The 22,781-nt window shown below is 47.5% G+C and carries 14 protein-coding genes; 9 read left to right on the forward strand and 5 right to left on the reverse strand.

The features are described from left to right. The first annotated feature begins 27 nt into the window (after window positions 1-27). The 7 genes from V1L65_RS14245 to V1L65_RS14275 all read left to right on the forward strand — a co-directional run bounded on the left by V1L65_RS14245 (window position 28) and on the right by V1L65_RS14275 (window position 9,449). Entirely contained in the window at window positions 28-1,323 is a 1,296-nt protein-coding gene (locus V1L65_RS14245) for an ABC transporter substrate-binding protein (RefSeq protein WP_331699847.1), read from the forward strand. A 160-nt stretch (window positions 1,324-1,483) separates the two neighbouring features. Beyond that, window positions 1,484-3,934 carry a DUF4832 domain-containing protein gene (locus V1L65_RS14250; protein ID WP_331699848.1) on the forward strand — a complete coding sequence of 817 codons (2,451 nt, stop codon included), beginning with the start codon at window positions 1,484-1,486 and terminating at the stop codon, window positions 3,932-3,934. 28 nt (window positions 3,935-3,962) lie between these two features. After that, window positions 3,963-5,642 (forward strand): extracellular solute-binding protein, encoded by a 1,680-nt coding sequence (locus V1L65_RS14255; protein ID WP_331699849.1) that lies wholly within the window; start codon window positions 3,963-3,965, stop codon window positions 5,640-5,642. A 76-nt stretch (window positions 5,643-5,718) separates the two neighbouring features. Further along, window positions 5,719-6,615: an ABC transporter permease gene (locus V1L65_RS14260; protein ID WP_331699850.1), complete on the forward strand. Its 897-nt coding sequence runs from the start codon at window positions 5,719-5,721 to the stop codon at window positions 6,613-6,615. 18 nt (window positions 6,616-6,633) lie between these two features. Further along, window positions 6,634-7,509 (forward strand): carbohydrate ABC transporter permease, encoded by an 876-nt coding sequence (locus V1L65_RS14265; RefSeq protein WP_331699851.1) that lies wholly within the window; start codon window positions 6,634-6,636, stop codon window positions 7,507-7,509. Between the two features lie 40 nt (window positions 7,510-7,549). Then, a complete protein-coding gene (rbsK, locus tag V1L65_RS14270) occupies window positions 7,550-8,512 on the forward strand; it encodes a ribokinase (RefSeq protein ID WP_331699852.1) in 963 nt (320 codons plus the stop codon). 7 nt (window positions 8,513-8,519) lie between these two features. Further along, window positions 8,520-9,449 carry a nucleoside hydrolase gene (locus tag V1L65_RS14275; protein WP_331699853.1) on the forward strand — a complete coding sequence of 310 codons (930 nt, stop codon included), beginning with the start codon at window positions 8,520-8,522 and terminating at the stop codon, window positions 9,447-9,449. 215 nt (window positions 9,450-9,664) lie between these two features. Here V1L65_RS14275 and V1L65_RS14280 read toward each other — a convergent pair whose 3' ends face one another. Further along, window positions 9,665-11,701 carry a 5'-nucleotidase C-terminal domain-containing protein gene (locus V1L65_RS14280; protein ID WP_331699854.1) on the reverse strand — a complete coding sequence of 679 codons (2,037 nt, stop codon included), beginning with the start codon at window positions 11,699-11,701 and terminating at the stop codon, window positions 9,665-9,667. Window positions 11,702-12,303: 602 nt separating this feature from the next. On the opposite strand from V1L65_RS14280, the gene V1L65_RS14285 reads away from it, so the two are divergent. Next, a complete protein-coding gene (locus tag V1L65_RS14285; RefSeq protein ID WP_331699855.1) occupies window positions 12,304-12,960 on the forward strand; it encodes a transcriptional regulator in 657 nt (218 codons plus the stop codon). 257 nt (window positions 12,961-13,217) lie between these two features. On the opposite strand, the gene V1L65_RS14290 is transcribed toward V1L65_RS14285, so the two are convergent. The 4 genes from V1L65_RS14290 to V1L65_RS14305 form a co-directional block, all read right to left on the reverse strand. Then, a complete protein-coding gene (locus V1L65_RS14290) occupies window positions 13,218-13,769 on the reverse strand; it encodes a DUF4256 domain-containing protein (RefSeq protein WP_331699885.1) in 552 nt (183 codons plus the stop codon). Between the two features lie 244 nt (window positions 13,770-14,013). Beyond that, the gene (locus V1L65_RS14295) at window positions 14,014-15,453 is read right to left on the reverse strand and encodes an MGH1-like glycoside hydrolase domain-containing protein (protein ID WP_331699856.1); all 1,440 of its coding nucleotides are present in this window, start codon (window positions 15,451-15,453) and stop codon (window positions 14,014-14,016) included. A 29-nt stretch (window positions 15,454-15,482) separates the two neighbouring features. Continuing rightward, window positions 15,483-16,901 carry a family 20 glycosylhydrolase gene (locus V1L65_RS14300; RefSeq protein WP_331699857.1) on the reverse strand — a complete coding sequence of 473 codons (1,419 nt, stop codon included), beginning with the start codon at window positions 16,899-16,901 and terminating at the stop codon, window positions 15,483-15,485. Between the two features lie 56 nt (window positions 16,902-16,957). Then, window positions 16,958-20,764 carry an S-layer homology domain-containing protein gene (locus tag V1L65_RS14305; protein WP_331699858.1) on the reverse strand — a complete coding sequence of 1,269 codons (3,807 nt, stop codon included), beginning with the start codon at window positions 20,762-20,764 and terminating at the stop codon, window positions 16,958-16,960. Window positions 20,765-21,029: 265 nt separating this feature from the next. Between V1L65_RS14305 and V1L65_RS14310 the strand changes: the two genes are divergently transcribed. Beyond that, a complete protein-coding gene (locus tag V1L65_RS14310; RefSeq protein WP_331699859.1) occupies window positions 21,030-22,781 on the forward strand; it encodes a sensor histidine kinase in 1,752 nt (583 codons plus the stop codon).

A 22,781-nucleotide genomic window follows, 5' to 3' on the forward strand; every position in this document is an offset into this window, starting at 1 on the left:
TAATTTCCCAACGATGAGGTGAATTTGTTGCCTGCCACTAGAACGTCCTTCTTCCTATCTTGTATCTCTATTCTGTTACTAGGCATGCTGCTATCCAGCTGTTCGAATAAGGAACCGCTTGATCAATCCGGACCTCAGCCGATCATCTTGCACTATATGCACATGGGGGTCGCAGCCGATGCGGAAGACATCAATCCTTATGTAACGAAACAATTTCCCAGCGCCGTCGAAGAGCAATTTGAAGGGATTCGGCTTGAACCGGAGATGCTGCCCGAAGACCCGTATACGAAAACGCTGCTCGTACAGCTATCGTCCGGCGTAGGACCTGATTTTTTTGAATGGTGGCCAATGCGCCAGCTGGAGGAACTCGTTCATGCCGGTTACTTGAAGGATCTGACGAATACAGAAATTGTTAAAAGCTTTGCGCCTGACGCTCTGGAGGGATTCACCGTGGACGGCAAGGTGTACGGCATTCCTAAAGGGCTAAGCATTATGGCAACCTGGTACAACAAAGACCTGTTCGAGAAGCATGGCATCGCCTCCTTCCCAACAGACTGGCCTTCATTCCTGCAGGTGTGTGAAGCGCTGAAGCAAGCGGGCATTATTCCTATCGTCATGCCGGACAAAGACCGCTGGTTTATTCAATTCGGTGTGTACCAGCTAGCCGCTTCTCTCGTCTATGCCGATAATCCAGATTTTGACAAGGAACTGATTAACGGTGCGCGCACGTTTGCCGATTCCGCATGGCGAGAGGTGCTTACCCAATACAAGTCGCTGTACGACAAAGGTTATATCGCAAGCAGCTCGCTGGATATCGGTGCAGCTCAGGCGGCAGCCTTGTTCAACGAAGGCAAAGCAGCGATGATGTTCAACGGCAATTGGGACTACAGCCGGCTAACGGATCCAAGTACAGCTGCCTTCACTCGCGGATTTATGCCGCTGCCGGGCAATGAGCCGGGGCGTCCGCTGCTCTTATCTGTCGGACCAGCCGGCGGCACGGTTATTAACAACAATACAAAACATTTGACGGAGGTGCTGGATATTTTGGCCTATCAATACGATCCCGCTTCACCGCTCTACCAGCTGTATAAGGAGAACTACAATGTCTTTCCAATGTACAAAGGCGAAGATCTCGGCATTCCCGTATTCGACGAATACACAGCATTAATGAAAACGAATGACTCCGTCTACTTCAGCAACCAAGCATGGCCAGTCGGCGTAGCAGATGCCCTATGCAGCGGCTTCCAGGACTGGATCGCGGGACATGGGACCGTCGAGGACATCTTGGCGGCAATGGACGAACGAATGAATGCACTGCGGTAATTGGCAGTAGTTACGTTTGCTCGTCAGCGGCAAGTAAGGGGCATATAAGAGTAGACTTCAACTCCTTAAAATAGTAGACCATATCCCTCCTATAATGATGGCTGTAAGCACTTAAGTGTTTACGAGCCATCTTTTTTTAGATTAAAGAGGAGGTTGCAAAATGGGGATGATCATTCGGGGGGCCGCTGGAAGACGGCTCACGGCACTGCTGCTTTGCGTCGCGCTCGCGACGCTGACTAACGCAGCGCCCAAATCGGCGGCAGCCGGCAAAAAAACAAACAACGGGGCGAACGTCAGCGTAACTTTGCAGCTAACGGACGAGGTGCTGCACAACCCGGACATGGGCTGGGTGCTAATCGACAATGCGATTCCCGGTCATTTGGACGCTGGCCGGACAGGAACGTATCCCGAAGTCGGCAACGTAGCCGTTCTCACCCACTGGGGAGAGCTCGAGCCAGTCGAAGGCCAATATGATTGGGCGCTGCTGGATCAAGCGATCAATTACTGGTCGAATTTAGGAAAGCGGATTCATTTTCGCATCTCTACCGATGCCATGATGATATCCGGGTACGGTTACGCGAAGAGCGTTCCAGAGTGGCTGTTCGATGAGTACGGAGTGCCTTATCAAGAACGGTTCGACCAAGGCTATTCCTTCAAGCTGCCCGACTATACGCATCCGGTGTTCATGAAAAAGCTGGAGACGTTCCTTATTGCCTTCGCGGACCGCTACAAAAACGATGCACGGCTCGATATCGTCGACTTAAGAGGCTACGGCACTTGGGGCGAATGGCACAGCGGACATGACTTTGGCAGCTACGCCGAGCGAATCGCCACGCTCAGGACCATTATTAACAAGTGGTACGACGCATGGGAAGGCAAGAAAATACTGGCACTCTCCAATTCCTACGAATGGCGGAGCGAAATGGAGCCTGCGGTGAACAACCCTCAGTCCTATGAAGACTATCTCAGCTGGTCCGCCTTCGACCACGCGCTGACCAAGCCGAATTTGACGTTCCGCAGAGACGGCGCTGCCGGCGCGCTGCGCGAGTACGATGTACAGCTGCTGGAATCATTCTTCCGCAGCAATCGGAATCTTCCACTGATTGCGGAGTTTTTTGGAGGGTACGGCTACTATAAAGGCAACGGCTCGGGCTACTCGCCTGACACCGCTCTTGAAGAAGCTCTCCAGCTGCATCCGAACTACATCACCATTATGGGGCATGACGGGGACTTCGGAGCAGCCTCGTTCTACGCCGAGCGGCCGGATCTCATTGATGAAGGGAACCGAAGAATGGGCTATCGCCTCGTCTTGAACCAGGCGGAGTATCCTTCCATCGTCAAAGGGGGCGGTTCCTTTGAACTGAAGCAGCTATGGAGCAATACGGGAACCGGACGCAGCTACAACAATTATCCGCTGAAGCTGTATTTGACGGATGCTGGCGGCAATACCGTCTGGAGTGCAGTTGACGATTCGTTTGATCTCACCGGCTTCGTTGCCGGCGAAGTCTACGAAGTGTTTTCCAGCTTCAGCCTGCCGGCTAGCCTGGCGCCCGGAAACTACCAGATTCGCGTCGCGCTTGTCGACGCGCAAGGCAGTCCCGCCATCCAGCTCGGCATCGCAGGCCGCGATTCCGAAAACCGCTATCCGTTAGGCAGTATAACCGTGACAAACGAAACAGTGACACCTCCTGCAGAGTCATCCATTCGCGAATCATTTGAAAGCGGTTCTTTTCCTTCATCCAAGTTCGTTGGCGGTTTTCATGGAGCCGGAGCTTTAACGAGCCAAGCGGAACAAATCATCAGCGGGCAATATTCGGCTTTCGGCAGTGCCCCCGCCGCACAGGATTGGACAGAATTCCTGTATAGCGATACAAGCAAAATTCAGCTTGAGCCCGCCACGACGTACACGGTCAGCTTCAAGTACAAAGCTTCTGCATCCCCCGGACCCAACGGCTTTTACTACTTTCTCGCCCGAACGGGCAGCGGAAGCTTCTCGCATGACAAGGGCTTTACGACATGGCGGGACGATTCCGGGGCATCCAGATACAAGACTGTGACATTTACGACAGACACCGGCTATACCGACTACTACCTCATCTGGGGATTGCGCTCCGGCGGAGCGATTGCAATCGATGACATCGTCATTACGAAGCACGCCGAAGCGGCCTACGATTCATTCGAATCAGGCGATATTAGAAGCTCGCGTTATGAGTTCGGCACCGGTCAATCTGCGGGCAGCTTAAACGGCACGCAAGGACTGCACGGAAGCTGGTCGGTGTCCTCCGTATCGGACGAACGCAGCTTCCTGTATAGCCGGAAGGATCGGCTCAAGCTTAGTCCGAACTCTGCTTATTTAATCACCTTCAGGTGGAAAACGCTCGCGAGCCCGAACGGAGGCGGCACGTTCCGTCTCGCCTCTCAGTCGGCGAAATCTGGCATGACGGCCTCGTCTCACCGATGGGCAGGCAATAGCCGGCAAGAGAGTGAAATTCGATCTTTAGTCGTTCATACGGGCAAGGAAAAGGACTTTCGCCTCGTATGGGGCCTGAAAGGCAGCGGCGACATTGTGATTGATGATATTAACGTTATTAAGCTCGGACAGAAGCAATAACATACTATCTATTTGGAGGCGATTGAATATGACTTACAAGCAAGTACGAAGCATTATCGCGATAATGGTCGCATCGGTCCTCATTGTGCTATCCGCCTGCTCCTCTGGCACTAACGAAGGAGGCAGCGCGACAAAAGCGCCGGAGCAGCCTAGCGAAACGGGCAAAAATCAGGAACCTGCGGAAGCCACTGATCCTCTCGGCAAATATGATCCGCCGATCGAAGTGTCGGTCATCGGCACGACAGGAACGAATGTGCTCTTCGCGGAAGGCGAAAGCATTGACGACAACATTATGACGAAAACCTATTTGGACATTTTGGGCATCAAATTTACAAATAAATGGGTCACTGACGCTTCGCAAACGGTTGAGAAATTAAATCTCGCCATCAACACAAACAACATTCCCGATATCACTAAGGTAGATTTGACCCAGATGAGTCGAATGATCAATCAAGACCAATTGGCTGATTTGACGGAAGCCTATGAGAAATACGCCTCTCCTCTGCTGCGCCAGGCGCTGGAATACGGGGGCGACAACGGATTCGCACCGGCCAAAAAGGACGGAAAAATATACGGTATGCCGATTCCGAACGACTACTACGAAAACGTTGCCATCATGTACATCCGTAAAGACTGGCTGGAAAAGGTAGGCTTACAGCCTCCGAAGACGATCGATGAGCTCTATCAAGTCGCGACCGCTTTTGCAGAACAGGATCCGGACGGCAACAATAAAGCAGACACATACGGCATGGCGCTCGATAACGCGCTTGGCATGGGCTTCGACGGTGTTGCTGCGGCATTCAAGGCTTACCGGGCGATGTGGGTCAAGGAAGACAATGGCCAGCTCGTCTACGGCAGCATTCAGCCGCAAATGAAAGATGCTCTTGCAAAGCTCCAAGAGCTGTACGCATCCAAAGCCATTGACCAGGAATTCGGAGCAAAGGATTGGGGCAAGACAGCGGACGATATCGGCGCTGGCAAAGGCGGCATCTACTTTGGCGCTTTCTGGCAGCCGCTATATCCGCTCCAAACAACGATGACGCATACACCGGATTCTGATTGGAACGCCTATCCGATTCCAACGGCAGCTGACGGAAGCCTGGTAGTAAAGCGTCCTAACAACGTATTCAGCTGGATGGTGGCAAGCAAAGGCATAGAGCATCCGGAAGCTCTCATTAAATCGATGAACCTGTGGGCGGAGCTCTGGATCGAGGGCGGCCAATACAATGACCTGTTCTACAAAGACATCCAAGGCAGCGAGAAATACCAAGGCAAGGAAATCCATCAATACGCCAAACCATACTTCTTCGACGATCCAGGCAAAAACATGGTCATCGGCCAACAGTTCAAAGAAGCCGCAGACAAAAACGATGGAACTCTCGTCACCCATCCGGACGGCATATGGAAATGGGACGCCTATAAAAATAACGAGCCGAACGGCTGGGCGTACTACAAATATTTGCTTGAATCGGAAGATGTGCTGGCGCAGTATGGCGACAAATTCATTCACGAATCATTCCTCGGCGCTCCAACTGAAACGATGACGAAGCGTCTTGCGAATCTGAATAAGCTTGAGGTCGAAACGTTCACAAAAATCATTATGGGTAAAGCCGATGTCAATGCGTTCGATAAATTCGTAGAGGAATGGAAATCGCTTGGCGGAGACGACATTACGAAAGAGGTCAACGAATGGGCTGCTGCCAACTAGTAACGGTTACCGGGGAGGATGACTCTCGTCATCCCCCCTTCTATTCATCCAATCATGTGCTTCAGGAGGGGAAGTTATGAAAATAACAAAAAAAGATGTCGCTTTCTTCCACCTGCTGCTTGCCCCAGGCTTGGTCCTGCTGCTGCTCTTCGCCTACTTGCCCATGTTCGGCATCGTCATCGCCTTTCAAAATTTTAATCCTTCGAAAGGCTTTATTTTTTCCGAATGGGTTGGCCTCGAGCATGTCCGATTTCTGTTCGAGCTGCCAGATACGTTCCAGACGATCCGAAACACCATTGAGATTTCATTGATGAAAATTGTTGCGGGACTGGTTATGCCGGTCGTGTTCGCGTTATTCCTGAACGAAGCGCGGCTGATGTGGTTCAAGCGGACGGTGCAGAGCCTCGTCTATCTCCCTCATTTCCTGTCATGGGTCATACTGGGCGGCATTATGGTAGATGTTCTATCCATTAACGGCGGAGCATTCAATCAGGCATTAGAGGCAATTGGCGTTAATCCTATCTTTTTCTTCGGAGATGAATTCTGGTTCCGTATCATGATTATCATATCCGACGTTTGGAAGGAATTCGGCTTTTCTACAATCGTTTATTTGGCGGCGCTTACCTCGATCAATCCTGCACTTTACGAAGCGGCGGCAATCGATGGGGCTACCCGCTGGCAGAAAACAGTCTATATTACGATTCCCGGCATTCTGCCTGTAATCGTTTTAATGTCCACCCTGAGTCTCGGAAACATTTTGAATGCCGGATTCGATCAAATCTTCAATTTGTACAATCCGATGGTCATCAGCTCGACAGATATTATTGACACCTATATTTACAGAATGGGATTGATTCAAGCGCAGTACGGCTTATCCACGGCGATCGGCTTGATCAAATCAATGATCGGGTTCGTATTAATCGTCCTATCGTACCGGCTCGCCAGCCGTTACGCTAATTACCGCATTTTCTAATGATTTGGGGGTTCTATCATGCACGGAAGACTTAACAGACTGCAGCCATTCGACGTTTTCAACTATATCGGTCTGACCGTTATCTCGCTGCTATGCCTCCTTCCGATCTGGCATATCGCGATGGTCTCCTTGAGCGGTGAGGGGCCTGCCTCCAAATACATCGTAGGCTTGCTGCCCATAGAATTCAGCCTGGATTCCTATATGACGATTTTGCAGATGGGGAAATTTTGGGATGCGTTCGGAATGTCCGTTCAGCGTGTTGCGGCCGGAGGTTTGATTAACTTCATCCTGACGATCATTATGGCTTATCCGCTATCGAAGGAAAGCAGCTATTTTCGCGGGAGAAACGTCTATATCTGGTTTTTGGTGTTCACGATGCTCTTCAGCGGCGGCTTAATACCGATGTACATGATCATCTATCAGCTCGGCATGATCGATTCCATCTGGGCGCTTGTGCTGCCCGGCGCGGTGCCCGTGTTCAATGTCATCCTGATGATTAACTTCATGCGCCAGCTGCCTAAGGAGCTGGAGGAAGCATCACTGGTCGACGGAGCTTCCCAATTTAAGATCATGACTCAAATCTTCATTCCGCTATCGCTGCCAGTCATCGCAACGGTTACGCTATTCAGCGTCGTCGGCCACTGGAATGCTTGGTTCGACGGCTTAATCTATATGAACGACACTGCGAACTATCCGCTGCAGACTTATCTGCATGTCGTGCTCGCTTCCCGCAATCTTATTAATGCAAATCAGCAGACCGTGATGGCCTCGCTAACAAACCGGACGTCCATATCGGCGCAAATTATACTGGCATCCCTGCCAATCCTAGTCGTTTATCCATTTTTGCAGCGTTATTTTATTCATGGAATTGTTATGGGTTCGGTAAAAGAATAAGCTCTTATTATACGATCAGAGCACAATGGGAGAGAAACGGATGAAATCAATATGTGTAATCGGCAGTTTGAATATAGATTTAGTAGCGGCAGTCGAACGATTCCCGCAGCCTGGCGAGACGCTGACAGCCGCAGGCTATTCCACCTTCTTCGGTGGGAAAGGCGGCAATCAGGCAATCGCTTTAGGGAAACTTGGCGCAAATGTGAAAATGGTCGGCAAGGTCGGCGACGATATCCATGGCAGTGATTATATTCGCAATCTTCGCATGAACGGCGTGGATACGGCAGGGATTCGTGTGGAAAAAGGCGCTTCGACGGGAACCGCTATGATATTGGTTGATCCTCAAGGTGAAAATCAAATCGTCATCTCGCCAGGGGCTAACGGGCACCTCACACCTTCCGATATCGATGAGCATTGGTCGCACCTGATAGAGTCGGACATCTTTTTGTTCCAGCTGGAAATTCCGATAGGAACGATCGCTTATGCGATGAAAAGGCTGAAGCAGGCAGGCAAAACGATTGTGCTTGATCCCGCCCCGGCCTCTCAGCTGCCCGACTCTCTTTTTAAATATATCGACTATATGACGCCTAACGAGACGGAAGTAAAATATTACGCGAACCGCCATCATCAATACGTGCTCCAGCTGAAAGAAGCTGCGAATATATTGCTCCGCAAAGGTGTGCAGACGATAGTCGCCAAAGCCGGCGCGGAGGGTGCGTATTTGATCCGGGATGCCGATCTCCAGCATATTGGCGCTTATCCAACTGATCCGGTCGATACGACCGGAGCAGGCGATTGCTTCAACGCGGGATTCGCCTATGCGCTGGCCATGGGCAGAAGCGTGGAGGAAGCCGTTAGCCTGGGCAATGCTGTGGGAGCTCTGGCGATCCGCCAGGTCGGCGCTCAATCAGCGATGCCGTCAATAGAAGAGGTGGACGTTTTCATGAAAAAGCATCTATTGGGATCCGAATCCGATTCCTATCGCCAATTGGGAGGAGCATGAAGCTAGTATGGAGCCATTGTACAAACCCGGGCCAGAACCGGTATCTTTTATTCTGGATACAGATATCGGCCCCGACTGTGATGATGCCGGAGCCGTGGCTGTCCTGCATGCCCTGCAGCGGAAGGGGCAGCTGAAAACCCTCGGCATGATGCACTGCACCTCAAGTCCATGGGGAGCCGGATGCCTCGATGCGATCAACTCTTTTTATGGTGAAGTGGCGATTCCTGTCGGCACGTTGAAAATCCGAGGTTTTCTCGAAGGAGAGCCCTATGCCAAGTATAACCGGGAAATAGCCGGGTCCTATCAGAACCGCTACCCGGACGGAGATGCTGCGCCGGATGCTACACCTCTGTATCGCAAGCTGCTGGCCGATTCTCCTGATGGCAGCGTCGTGATTGCAGCGATCGGGCCTTTGATCAATCTCATGCATCTGCTCCTCTCTAAAGCGGATGATATATCGCCGCTCAGCGGAACAGAGCTAGTTGCCCATAAAGCAAAGCATCTGGTCGTTATGGGCGGCGCCTTTCCCGAAGGCAAAGAATGGAACTTCGAGATGCATCCCGAAGCGGCGGCCTATGTATGCGAGCATTGGCCAACCTCTATCACGTTTACCGGCTACGAGATTGGCGCCGCTATCCTTACTGGCAGCAGGCTGTTATCCGAAGCGCCAGCGGACCACCCGGTGCGGCGGAGCTACGCTTCGTACTTGGGAGAAGAGCAAACGCGTCCAAGCTGGGATTTGACCGCCGTTCTTTATGCGGCTCAAGGAGCATCCGATTACTGGGACATCGTGCGAGGACGAATCCGCGTCGACTGCGCAAGCGGCGCCAATCAATGGGAAACGGACCCGCAAGGGCCGCACGCCTATTTGACGAAACGTATGGCACCAGAAGCTTTAGCCGCTTTGCTCGACGAGCTGATGCTGCAAATGCCGTAGACGAGAGGGCTGGCACCTAAAGAGCCGCTTTCAGTAGGCTGCTTCGAAGTTAATCTTAAACGGGCCAAACCCAGCGTAAAAAAGCCTCCAAATCCACAATGGAGTTGGAGGCTTTCAATTGGACGGTTACTCTTTTGCCGGCTTGTCCTTTTTCACAAGTGTCCGTTACTCAGAACAGCCAAACAAAGGGTTGTAAAGCTTACGCACCATGAACTTTACGGCAGCACTAATATTTGTCCCGGATAAATTAAGCTAGGATTTTTAATCTTGTCTTTGTTTAGTTCATAAATTTGTTTCCACAGCGTGCCATCATTTAGTGTTTTCTTGGCAATTCGAAATAAATTATCTCCCTTCACGACGGTATAAGTCTTTACCGTCCCTTCAGAGGACTCTTTGTCAGGTGTTTCAATTGGAGCTTCGATTTCAGGTTCGGTTACTTTTGACTGTTCCATCTGCCAATCCTTTACCGATTTCAAAGAGTAGCTGTCTGCATTTGGTTTAGCAAGCGCTCCGCCTTCAAGATGCTTTGTAAACAATTCTACTAGCGGTACGGCATATTGAATATGTGTTTCTTCTTTCACACCAGGGTCTTTTTCAATCGCTTTTTCAAAAGTGACATAACCGTCTTTGCCAAGAGCTGTGAACGAGTTAGTAGCTACAACATAGGTCTTATCCATATCAAGCGGAGACCATATGCCTGTCTTTCTATCTTTTATTTCAAGATTGTATACACTCTTAACGTCTTCATCTGCATTTAAGTATACGTCATATCTCAAGTGTGATGAGTAAGGGAACGCACCTGTTGATTGTGTAATGCCTTGTGAATACCGGATGGCGTCATCTAACACATCAACTATTTCTTTGCCAGTTACTTTAACTGTTGTAATTGTATTTGAAAATGGCAGCATCGTGTAGGCATCTGCCATCGTAAAATCACCCTGCAAAAAGTTCGATCTTACACCGCCGCCATTTTGAATGGCCACATCAGCATGCGGCAGGCTGTATAAGAAAGAGTCAGCAACTACTTGTCCTGCAAAGCTGCCGTTGGCATCTTTCGTATCGGTAAAAGGCTTAGGGATCCGCTCGTTCGACAGTGTTTCTTGAACGGAGCCGATAATTGTCTTCATTTCTTTCTCTACTGCTTCCCGGTAAGGATTAATAATTTCCTCCACAACAGGATCCGTTTTGCCCTCCGTCAGAACATTGCTTTTTGCAATCATTTCTTTTATACGAGCCAATACTTTCTCATCTGCATCCACCCATTTGTCATCTACAGAAACCTGATATGGGCCGCCAACAGGAGCAATTGGATTTCCTTTTATACTGATGATTTCACCTTGATCATCAAATTTCAAGTCCATTTTGCCCAGAACCTTTGCGTATTCCCATGCTTGAACAATATACGTTTCTTTACCGTCAGCATTTTTAACAGCTGTTGGATATTCACCGGTTACTGGCAGCCCCAGAGCCTTCATTTCACCGGAAGAATCAAGCAGATTATGCGTATCTCCGCCAATAATTAAGTCAATGTCGTTCGTTTGAGCTGCCAAAACTTGATCGAAATCATAACCTAGGTGGCTCAGTACGATAATTTTATTGATTCCTTGCTCCTTTACTTCTTCAACCGTCGAGCTTACAAACTCGATTTCATCAACAAAATCTACATCCTCACTGACAAGAGAGGACTCCTTCGTTTTTTCTATTTTGACAACACCGATAACAGCTACCTTTTCACCTTTAATTTCTTTAATCAAGTACGGCTTCGTTAATTTTCCATAAAGAGGGGATTTCTTACTAGGTTTAATATTTCCCGCCAGAATCGGGAAGGTAGCCATATCATACAATTCTGCAAGACGCTGATCGCCTTCGTCAAACTCATGATTGCCAATCATGTAAGCATCAGGCTGTAATGAATTTAATATTTTCATATCCGTTTCGCCCTTGTAGAGGCTGAAATAGAGGGTGCCATTCACTTCTCCACTTTGTAAATATAAGGAGTGATCGTTTTTGAATTCACTAATTAAAGAGGATATGAAAGACATTCCGCCTAATTGCAGGCGCACCTTTTCTCCTTCTTGGTTGTCATCATAATTTAGGCTTAAATCAAACGTTTGGCTCTCCAGGTGAGAGTGGTGATCATTCAAGTGCATAATCGTCAATTCAAATGGCTCGGAGGCGCGCACAGCTGTCGGACTAATGAATGACGACATCATTACTGCAGCAATTCCCAGCTTAAGCAGATTCTTTTTCATAAGTACTGGCTCCTTTATTAGTAGAGGTAGTTCAAAAAGTCCAATTTTGATAACGAAGTAGTTCAGGAAGCGTCTCACATCGAATCTTGCATTCAGCCGAAATCCCCAGTGCTCACGTACCTTTAAGTACGCTCCGCGCTTCCAATTTCTAGCTTCATACAACCTTCTCGGTTCTGAAAACCGGACTTTTTGAACAGGATCTATTATTAGTAGTCAAAACACACTTTACACTCCTACTATTTTTGGTGAATTAACTGGGCATTAATATTAAGTAAATATAGGTCTACGTTCCGCATCAAATCCGAGTGTGTTATAGTAATGGTAGAGTGAGAGTAGGGGTAGAGTAGTGTAGAGTAAAGTAAAGTAAAGTAAAGTAAAGTAAAGTAAAGTAAAGTAAAGTAAAGTAAAGTAAAGTAAAGTAAAGTAAAGTAAAGTAGAGTAGTGTAGTGTAGGGTAAAGTAGAGCAGCCGTTCAACCGCAAATCCACGAAATGCATACTGTGAAGCGCGTGAAGCACATGCCGCTTGGAGTGAGAGAAATTGCTTGCAATTTCCCTTACTCCGGGCGGCATTTTATTTTTTTGATCGAAAGGCGGGCGTAAAATGAGTAGTTTTGAGAAGAGGATGGAACAATGGCTTTATGAGCAGATTGCTGCAGAAAAAAATCCGCGAAGACAAGAATTGCTTCAAAAGGGAATTGGACATGGCACTAAGGAGTTTTTGAGCAAGATATGGTATCCTGCTGTAGGCAACTTTAATGATTTGTATGCAGAATGGGAAATTCGGGATTTTGGCAATCGATACCGTTATCTGGATCTTGCCTATATGCCCGGTGGAGCCAAAGGCTGCATCGAAATTCACGGTTATCGATCTCATGCCAGAGATATTGAAGCGTGGCGGTTCAGAGATTTATGCAAGAAACAAGCGTATTTAGTATTGGACGATTGGATGTTTCTGCCTATTGCTTATTTGTCAATCGAGGAAGAACCGGAGGTCATCAGACAGATGACTTTGTCCTTTGTTGGTAAATTTGTATCTATGTCAACAAGTCATTCATTTAGTTGGATTGAAACAGAGACTTTGCGGTTTGCACGTGGAGTAATTCGACCTTTTCACTCTGATGAGCTTGCCTTGCACCTGAATCGATCCACTCGACAGGCAAGACGTATTTTAGACAAGCTTGTAAAAATGAATGCTTTAATTGTTCACAATAGTCAGATGCGTTATCGCACCTATCAAGCGGTCAATAATGACCCTTAGAACCAAAATTTAAATATATCCGCTGTTCTCACGGACAATAGTGACCGTTAGAAGAAAATTTCCGGGTTTTCTCCGAGATTTCCCCCGCTTACGGACATTAATGTCCGTAAGAAAGTGAAATTTTCGAATAATCGACGCTAACGGTCAATAATGTCCGATTGACTAGTTTAAATGATCACAATGTACGTATAAACATGCTACGTTCCTGCGATTGTGAGTTCAACAAGGCGCAGTACACCTCGCTGTCTGCGCAAAATTCAAACTTTCAGTGAACCGCGGAATCCCCTAGCTCCATAATAGGAATCCGCACCATTATGATACACGAATACTTGGCCATAGCGATAATCAGCAAAAATAGCACCGCCGAGCTTTCTAATCTCAGCAGGTGTTTTAATCCAGCTCGATGTTTTCATATCAAAATTTCCAAGCTTCTGCAGCTCTCTGTATTGTTCTTCCGTTAAAATCTCAATGCCCATATCAGCCGCCATATTTATAGCGCTATTTTCTGGTTTATGCTGCTTTCTTGCCTCCAGCGCCGCATGGTCATAACAAATACTTCTACGCCCTTTAGGGCTTTCCGCTGAACAATCATAAAAAATATATTCGCCCGTCGCATTATCATAATCAACAACATCGGGCTCACCGCCGGTACTTTCCATTTCATGGAGAGACCACAGTTTTTCAGGACTGGCTTCAAGCTTTTTTTGTACTATAATCCCTTCATGCCGGTTCATGTTTTTCTCAAAACGGGCTTTCAATATTATAATTAGTTTCTCACGTTGTTCTGGTGATAACTTCTTGCTAGTTATTAAGACACTCCTCTTAATTCTTAGAGCAGCCGACAGTCAGGAATAATTGAAGATTTAACAAAATTAGGAGTCATTCTACTCTTTGTTTAATGTCATTCTAACTTTATTTACTAGTCTTTTCAAAGGCTGGGTGAGAATTATTATAGCCAGCTTGGATATCTGCACATTCGTAGTCATTGCGAATTCACCTGTTCAAGAACCGCTTAGATCCTTGTAGCCTATTAAGTCCAGCCCCCCCTTTCATTTATAGTTGTAAGCTCACTTTGCGCAGTTCATCTACATGAAGTGCTTTTGTTCCGTCAATCCATACTGACAGTCCTTTACCGCAGCCATACTTCTCCCCACTTGCATCGTAAGAAACCGTAACATTTCTGCCATGATAGTGAACATCCTTTAGACGAAAATAATCCAGCTCAGCCGAAGAGATCAGAGGATTAATCGTAAGTGTGCTGCCTATGGATGGACGAATGCCTGCCAATCCGGTAATAATATGATCGCAATAAGCGGAATGATTATAGTCCCGTCCGCGGTCTTTGTGCGCATCGTTCCGATCGTAAAGACGGGCTCTAGCAAGCCACTCTCCGGTATCGGGATGTAAGTTTTCATCTATCCAAGGTATTTCAGTTGTATCCTTCATACGCACCCATTGCGAATTCGTGTACGTTTGCAGGAGCTCATAATAATGTGCAGACGTCATGATGCTTTGATCGTACTCATTCAAAACATTCGCAAGCGCATCGAGCGTTTGAGAGGTGGCATACGGCCATGAAGGCCCATTCCACAAACACTCGTGCGGATGCTCATACATAAAATAAGGATCTCGTCTTTCTGCCGTTGTCGGTCCGTACCGGGCTTTGAACCCCTCGGCATCGAACAAATGGTGCCAAGCTTCCTCATAGCCGTCATCCGGAAGCAGAAAATACCATGGCAGCAGCCCCTGTAATTCTCTAACCGGCACCAGCTTGTTAAGCTTATTTCGGCCTAGCACCGTCTGAAGCTGCGGCCACTGCGCAATTACCGATGCATTGTGGCGAATACCTTCTTTATTGGACAGCGTCTTAAAAAATCCGTTGCTTGAATCCCACAGCTTCTTCTGTACTTCTGCTTTAAGCGCCTGTGCTTTGCCAAGATACAGTATCGATTCCTTCTCGCGCCCAGCGAGCTTGGCAATTCGTGAAATTGCTATAGCCTCTCCATACATATAACTATTTATAGTTACTCTGCATCCGGAGCCGCCAATGGAAAATTCCATTCCGTCCTCGCCATCGATTTGCCAGAACAAGCCTAGCTCGTTATCGAATCGTTCCTTCTCCCAAGCTTCGTAGTTTCGGATAAGGTCGTCTAATAGATTGATCGGAAGCGTGGAATCTCCTGTAACTGCGTACATCGCATAGATGGAGTCTGCTGCCCAAAAGCTGTACATCCTCGGCTCCCCGCCGTGCTTGAACCAGAACTTGGCATAGTCTTCAAGAACGTCGGAACGGCTGAGCCATCTTCCTTCATAGAAATGATGCCCCGCAGCACAACTGATTGTATTCGCCTTTCCTGCCCAGGGGACCTCAGACAAAAATTCGGTCACAACATGCCCGTATGAATGTTGTTTAATATGCTTCTGAAAGACAGCCGCCCGAAAACGATATATTTGCTCTATACGAGCATCGGAACATTCGAAAGAAGGAAACATTATTCTCTCACCTCGCCAGACCATGGGCATTATTCGATCACTTTGTCTTTATCACCCAGTATTTTCATCAATCTATGATCAAGCAATGCCAGTCTGGCCGAGAAATCCGGCCATGGCATCCTCTGTTCTATATTCCATATGCGCTCTACCATTGCCGGAACTCTATGACGCAGCAGTTCAATCTGATTCTTCTCTTCATTTTCCCAAGAGCAGAACTGGGCACCAATGATATCAGCCTGCTCATCCAGTTGAATCGGTTCAAAATATGCTTTTGATTGATCCCACCAATGCTCCCAGCGTCTTACATTCCAGCTATAAATGTGTTCCGCCGGCCAACCTGCATTCGGTGTTACGTAGAGCGGCTGCCAGGCTGAATTGATCAGCTTGTATCCTGCCTCCGCCAAACTATCAGCGGTATTGTAATAGGATTCCCAGGCTATTATCGTAATGTCCTGCGGAATTGGAATGCCGGGTTCTGGCGAGAAGCCTTCCCATATGATCGGCTTTCGGCCTTGTCGTTTTACCGTTTCTGCAGCAAATAGTATATAAGTGCGAAGTAAGCTTTCTGCATTCCCGCCTTCTAATTGCTGCATTCGATTACGACAAACTGGACAATTATGAAAAATTTCATGCTTTGTTTCATCACAGCCCAGATGAATGTAAGTGGAATATTTAAATACATCGCACAACTCGGTAAGGATATACTCTACTGCTTCATAGGCAGCTTCATTGCCGAGACAGATTGCATTCTCATGCGCATGACCCGCTCCAGAGGTAAAGATATCGGGCTCAGCTGCATTCAGAGTCTCCGAGTGTCCCGGCAGATCGATCTCTGGAACGAGCTGGACTCCACGTTCTTGCGCATATTCTACAAGCTCATCCAGCTCCGCTCTCGTATAATGCCTACCGGGCTTCGCAAGATTCGGAAATCGCTTCAGCGGGAACGTAAAGGACTGATCATCCGACAAATGCAGCTGTAAATAGGATAGCCGGTAAAACCGGCAAAGCTCGATGACCTTTCGAATAGCGGCTGGGGAGTGCCAATGTCTTGCCACATCAAGCATAAGTCCCCTATACGGCAGATCCGGCTCGTCTTCAATCGTACAATGCGGAAGCTCACCTGCATCGGACATAAGCTGCAGCAGCATGGAGGTTCCTGCCGATACAGCGAAGCAGCTTCCGCCAATGACCTCTATTTCTTGTCTTATCTTTATTTGTATTTGCTCTTCTCGCAGGCTTTTATCTAGATGAAGCTTAACCATGGCGCATGCATCGCTTTGAATAATTGGATCCGATCCTAAAAGCTGTCTTAATTCCTGCTCGAAAACCGGAATAATGGACGCCAGCTGCGAATCGTCTGCAATTATACGCGCTTCGCGAAGCGACACCGTTCCGTCATGTATTTGAACCGATTTTGCAACTGGAATCAAGTAAAGCTGTTCCATCATTATTTTCTACTCTCCGATCCGGCCTTCTCACGAGGCATTGATTGATAAACGCGATATTAATTGATGAACTCGGCGTGCAGCAGCAGACGCTTAATAATAACAGCTGCTTGCGCGCGAGTAGCCAAACCTTTTGGAGAAAACTGTTCGGCGCTAAGGCCCGTCATTACTCCTGCCTCAACCAGCTGCGCTATGGATGGCTTAGCCCACGTGCTAATCGCCAAGTTGTCGTTAAAGGTAGCTGCCAGACCGTTCAGATCAGCCACGCTTCCATGCTTGCCAGCAAAGCTTAACGCTCTAAACGCAATAACCGCCATTTGCTCTCTTGTGATTCTCTCATCCGGAAAAAATCTGCCTTCCTCAAATCCGGTAATAAGACCGGCTTGAACTGCAGACTGAACAGCTCCCGCGAACCAGTCCGCTTCCTGCACATCACTGAACTGCTGTACGAATATATCTTCATTCTCAATTCCGAGTGCTCTCGTAATCATAGCGACGAATTCCGCGCGTGTCATCGGCTTCTCTGGGGCATATTCAGACGCCGTTAATCCGTGAACAATCAGCTTGGATGCAAGCTGTTCGACATCGGACTGCGACCAATGACCCTGCAAATCCTTGAAAGACCTATCGCTTTGGATCACCCCGAAAGTACCATTGTCTGTGCTCATGATCTTCATTACGACGTTATCATCTTCAGACAAACTGAAAACAGATGGCATAAAGGAAACGGCCCCAGTAGCTGGATCTATTCTTACACCAGTAGCTCTAGATGGATCAATCGCGTTGCTGCCTGCTGACCCGGCAATGCTTATCGTTCTGCTTACATACGTATTTCCCATGTCGGATAACGTAAATATCCGATCACTAGTCCCGCTGTCCCCTTTTGTCTCTACAGTAAGAGTGAACGAATAAGCATCACCTAGGAGCGCATTGCCTGCGGCATGAGAGTTATCACTGAATTGCCGATTAGCGGCATCCGTTATTGTTTCAAAGGTGATAAACACATTTGTATTTTCTAAATCACTTTCGAGCTGCTGCAGCTGTTTGACCAGGACAGGCAGACTGACCGGCAAATCATAGCTGGCATTTCCCGCTCTGATCGACAAAATTGCTTGCGGTGCGGTCTTGCTTGCCGCCATAAGTGCTGAAGCTGGCAAGCCAACCTTATGAATGGCAGTATTCGGTACGTCCGTATTTGTTGGGGTTGCCTCAAATGCAACGATTTGCCGATCAGCTGTCCTTTTTTTCACGAGCTCGAACGCCTGGTCAATTACGTCGGCTGTCAGCATTACTTGTGCCATGTTTTTTCCGTCCTGCGTCGTTAAAAGAACAGGCAGCGATTTATTACTTATAAGCACACCGCTAACTGTATCCCTTATGTCTACAGCCACCTTAGTATTAGGAGTTTCCCCCGTCCCTCCCGGGGATCCTTGGTACGGAGGCGAATACGCAGCTATCGATATCACATACTCCTTGCTTGCTATCCTGCCTGCTTCATCCTCAACCTGAGCTGTAAAGGTATAATTGCCTGCTGCCGTCGGAGTCCCGCTAATGATGCCTGTCGCAGAGTCAAGCGTAGTACCAGCAGGCAGCGTACCGCTCAATACATTCCAGCTGTATGCGCCAATCCCTCCGCCCGCTGTCAGCTCTGCCTGATAAGCAGTTCCAGCTGTGCCGGCTGCAAGAGCTGCTACATTTACTTTCAATGGCTTAACACCGCTTATTGTAACTTTGCTTAGTTGGGGACTGTAAAATACAGTGCCTTGTGCCGGGAATTCAATTTTTATATAATTTACGCCTATTGGAGCATCTGCCTCATATACCCGTCTTAATGCAGAGCCGGAATTAATGACAGTATCGCTGTAATTCCAATTTGTCTGTTCCGTCCAAGACAAACCGTCAGCGGAAGTATAAAATTTCAAATCGGCAAAGCTCGGATCAACATCTGTAGAAAAAATGCTTGTAACCTGGAAATGGGCAATATCTGGATATCTGTAAGTAATCCATTGCCCGTATTCCTCAAGCGGAATGTGATTTACACGCATTACCCGACTGGCATCCTCCAATAAATGTGCATTGGTCGTATCGAAACGCAGCCAATCGGATTGGGAATTTACTTTCAGCCAGTTATTCATATGATCAATGAGGTCTGTCGCCGCAGTGCCTGGATCAACGGCATTAGCGCCATCAACAGCAGCAACATTAGTAATTTCGTAAAGAACTACGCTATGATGAGCAAGCGTTGGTGTAAAGGTTAATTTGTTATCGACAATCGTTGCCGTAGTGGTTACCGGAGTCAAGGCAGCCAGCGTTTTATATGCAGCTTCTCTGGAGTTCCAGTAATCCAGATCATCCGGGTGGAGATTGTACGGTATGTCAGCGGAATATTTGGAATAGTAATCAAATGAGTCCGGATGCAGTCCGCGGCTTGTAATATCCGCATTCCATGTCGGCCAAAAGTTTGCATGCTCGTCATCAATAATCCATTGCTTGACTGTCACTGTATTGCCGGCTGCAGGGGCTAAGTTATGTAAGGTGACCGTCGGTGTCTCGCTAGTGACTGCATTTAAATCGGCATTATGATTATAGAGCATTACATGTGCCGTATTGGTGTCAGGATTGTATCCGCCAATGCCGTCAACTTCGTTAGAAGTATCGGCAGGATCATGTACGATAGCCGGTTTCACATAAATGTCCCCTGCCATCCGGTAAGCCAGATTGGCAAGATGTGCAGATACGACTGGAACTCCACCCCAATAAGTATTCGTATCCAACGTCCAGCTGCTCATCCAATCGATGTCATGATCAATCATCGTTTTGAAAAGCATCGCATCGGCCGATCCCTGGTAACTGTGAGCCACCGTACGGCTGCGCAGCGGCTTGCCATCCGGTCCGGAAAGAATACGCCCTTCGTCTATTCCATATTCCAAATCCGTCAACCCGTTTGCTATTGCTCTATCGCGCAGCGTATTGATCGTTTGTGTGATGGTGCGGGAACTGTAGCCTCCAGGAACATTGTCATAGAAAGAGGCTGATAAGTAATCGATTTGGGTGCCGATTTGACCAGTTTTATAATTCACCCCTGAAGCGACATGATCGATAAACTCTCTCTCATCCCACAGCCCGTTCAGTACAGTCATAGAATGTGCGCCAACCTTCAAGTTCTCGGCGCCTATTGCGTCTTCCAATGCCGCGACAGTATAGTCATACAGCTTGAAATAAGCGATTTTAGCACTCTCCGGCAAACCGTCACTTGTCTTAAACCAATCACCATTCTCATATTCCGTCAACACGCCCCATGTCCATGTTTTAACCTCATTGATTCCGAACTCTGTAACCAATGCATCGGCGATGGCATTGATGTAGTCATAATATTGGTCATAATCTGCCGGCGGCCTTTCATTTAAGCCTGTCGCATCCTGATGAGGTTCCGCGCTGTACTTTTGCGGAACAGTTCCTGTTTTTATAAAAGGCTTTAAGCCCATATCTACGATATTGCCAGCAGCCTCTATTAGTGCGTCGAACTTGTAATCCGTCATCGTTGCCAGATCATCAGGATCGATAAACAAATCCCTCCTGTCGTTGCCGCCAGTTGCCGACATCAATTGAACATTTTTGATGAAAGGGTATTGCGTGGAGAAATGATCGGAAGGCCATCCTTCGGCATCACTAAGCCAGATCGGATCATAATCCCATACGTTTACATCTGAAAACTTATTATCAATTTTCTTTCCGGTTTCAGGCAAATCAGCAAAATTAAATACAACTTCATTGCTTGCAGCTTGCGCGGGAACGCTTGGCACATTGAAATTGGCAAAAAGGAGCATGCCCGCAAGCGCCACCCCGTATTTCAATCTCCATTTCATAAGTTCTTCCACCTTTCATCATTGTTTTGAAAGCTTTCTGCCATAAATTATAGTCATAGCCTTTTTATACTCGCTAGGCACTTCTGATGACATGTACGCCACATCTTTTTACTTGAGGTATAAGTTATCCATTTAACTATTGAACGTTTGCTGATGGTTGTCCTATGATGGAGAAAATATCCATGCAAGCTAGCTATCAATGATATATTAAGTTTTTTCTCATAAAAAGGAGCGTGTCCATAAGTTGGTGAAAGAAGGAAGATGGTTGGATTTTATATTCACAAAGCTTGTCCTCACCTTTTTGATCGCGATCATCCCGCTCTATGTCGTGACTTTAACGATGAACCGAATGGCCTTCGAGCAGAACAAGCAGGAAATAACAAAGTCGTTAGCGATCAAGCTGCAAAACTATTTGGAAGCGTTTGAATACGAAATTCAAAGATTAGTAGAGCTTGAACGAGATTATCTCATCGACGCGGACTTGTTAATGCTCAGTTCCGTAACTGACGGTATGACCGACTATGAACGAAATACGGCCGTGCAAAACTTGCAGAAGCGGTTGCAAATTATGAAAACTTCCAGTGTGTATATTAAAGATACCAGTATATACATTCCATTGATGAACCGCACGATCAACACCTACCAGTTTCAAACCGAGGTAAACCAGGAAGAACTCACCCTATTTAAAGATACGAGCAGCAACGGCTCGCTAGTTTTTTTGGGGAACCGATTATACTTAAGTCAGCCCTACCAAGGGCTTCCTGCCCATCAAGCAGATATCGCCTTTGTATTAGTCATTGAAATCTCAACAGAGCAAATCGAAAAGGCCCTGCAAACCGCATTCGGTTCCGATGGCGGCGGAGCTATGCTCACCCGCACATCGTCACAACAGCTGATCTCCAGCCAGTTGGAAGTCAATGATCTTAGGCCTTTACAAGCCAGCATCCAAAAATTCAACCAGTACGAAGATCATTTCAGAACGAGTTCAGCCGGTACTACAGAAAAAAAATGGCTAACTTCGGTTGCATATTCACCGTATCTCGACCTTACATTTGCCGCCTTCGTCCCTCAAGAGAAAATATTGGCACCTTTGCAGCGATACGAAAGCTGGTTTTGGCTCTTTTCTCTGCTTTCGGTAGGCGTTGTCGTTATTTTTTCATCTTGGATATACCGGCAGGTGCACCGTCCGCTTGTAAAACTTGTTTTTGCGTTTCGCAAAATGGAGAATGGCAACTTCACCCCTGTTGTCCAGCATCGCTCACGCGATGAATTCGGCTACTTGTACCGCGCCTTTAACAGCATGGTGAACCGTCTGGCCATTCTGATCCGCGAAGTGTATGAACAGAAAATCAAAATTCAGCAATCGGAGCTGAAGCGGCTGCAGGCCCAAATCAATCCCCATTTTTTATTTAATAATCACTTTATTCTTGCACGGCTTATTAAATATCAGGACTATGAGAGCGCTGAGCGTTTTGCTACTTACATGGGAGAATATTTGCAATTTATTACCCGAGACGCCAAGGATGAGATCAGCCTGATTCAAGAAACGAAGCACGCGAGAAGCTATGTGGACATCCAGTCCTTTTGCTTCGCCAACCGTGTCGAAGTGCATTTCGAACAGTTACCTTCCCATTTGCATGAAATCCCAGTTCCCCGATTTATTTTGCAGCCAGTCATTGAGAATGCCTATAAGTATGTTTTTGAGAACCGACTCTCGCCAGGTGTGCTGCACATTACATTCAACAGCAGATGCGGGCAGATCTTTGTATACATCGAGGATAACGGCGACGGGCTGGATGAATCCATGCTCACTATTTTAAATAAACGTTTAACCACACCAATAGGAGATGCTGAACTGGAAAGCACTGGATTAATAAACATTCATCAGCGGCTCCAAATCAAATTTGGCTCGGCAGCGGGTTTAACATTTTCCCGAAGCGATCTGGGCGGCCTAAAAGTCGAAGTGCGGCTCATGGGCATCGAATCAACCAACTTGACGGAATTAGGAGGAATATAG

It is taken from the genome of Paenibacillus sp. IITD108, assembly GCF_036541265.1.
Classification (GTDB): domain Bacteria; phylum Bacillota; class Bacilli; order Paenibacillales; family Paenibacillaceae; genus Pristimantibacillus.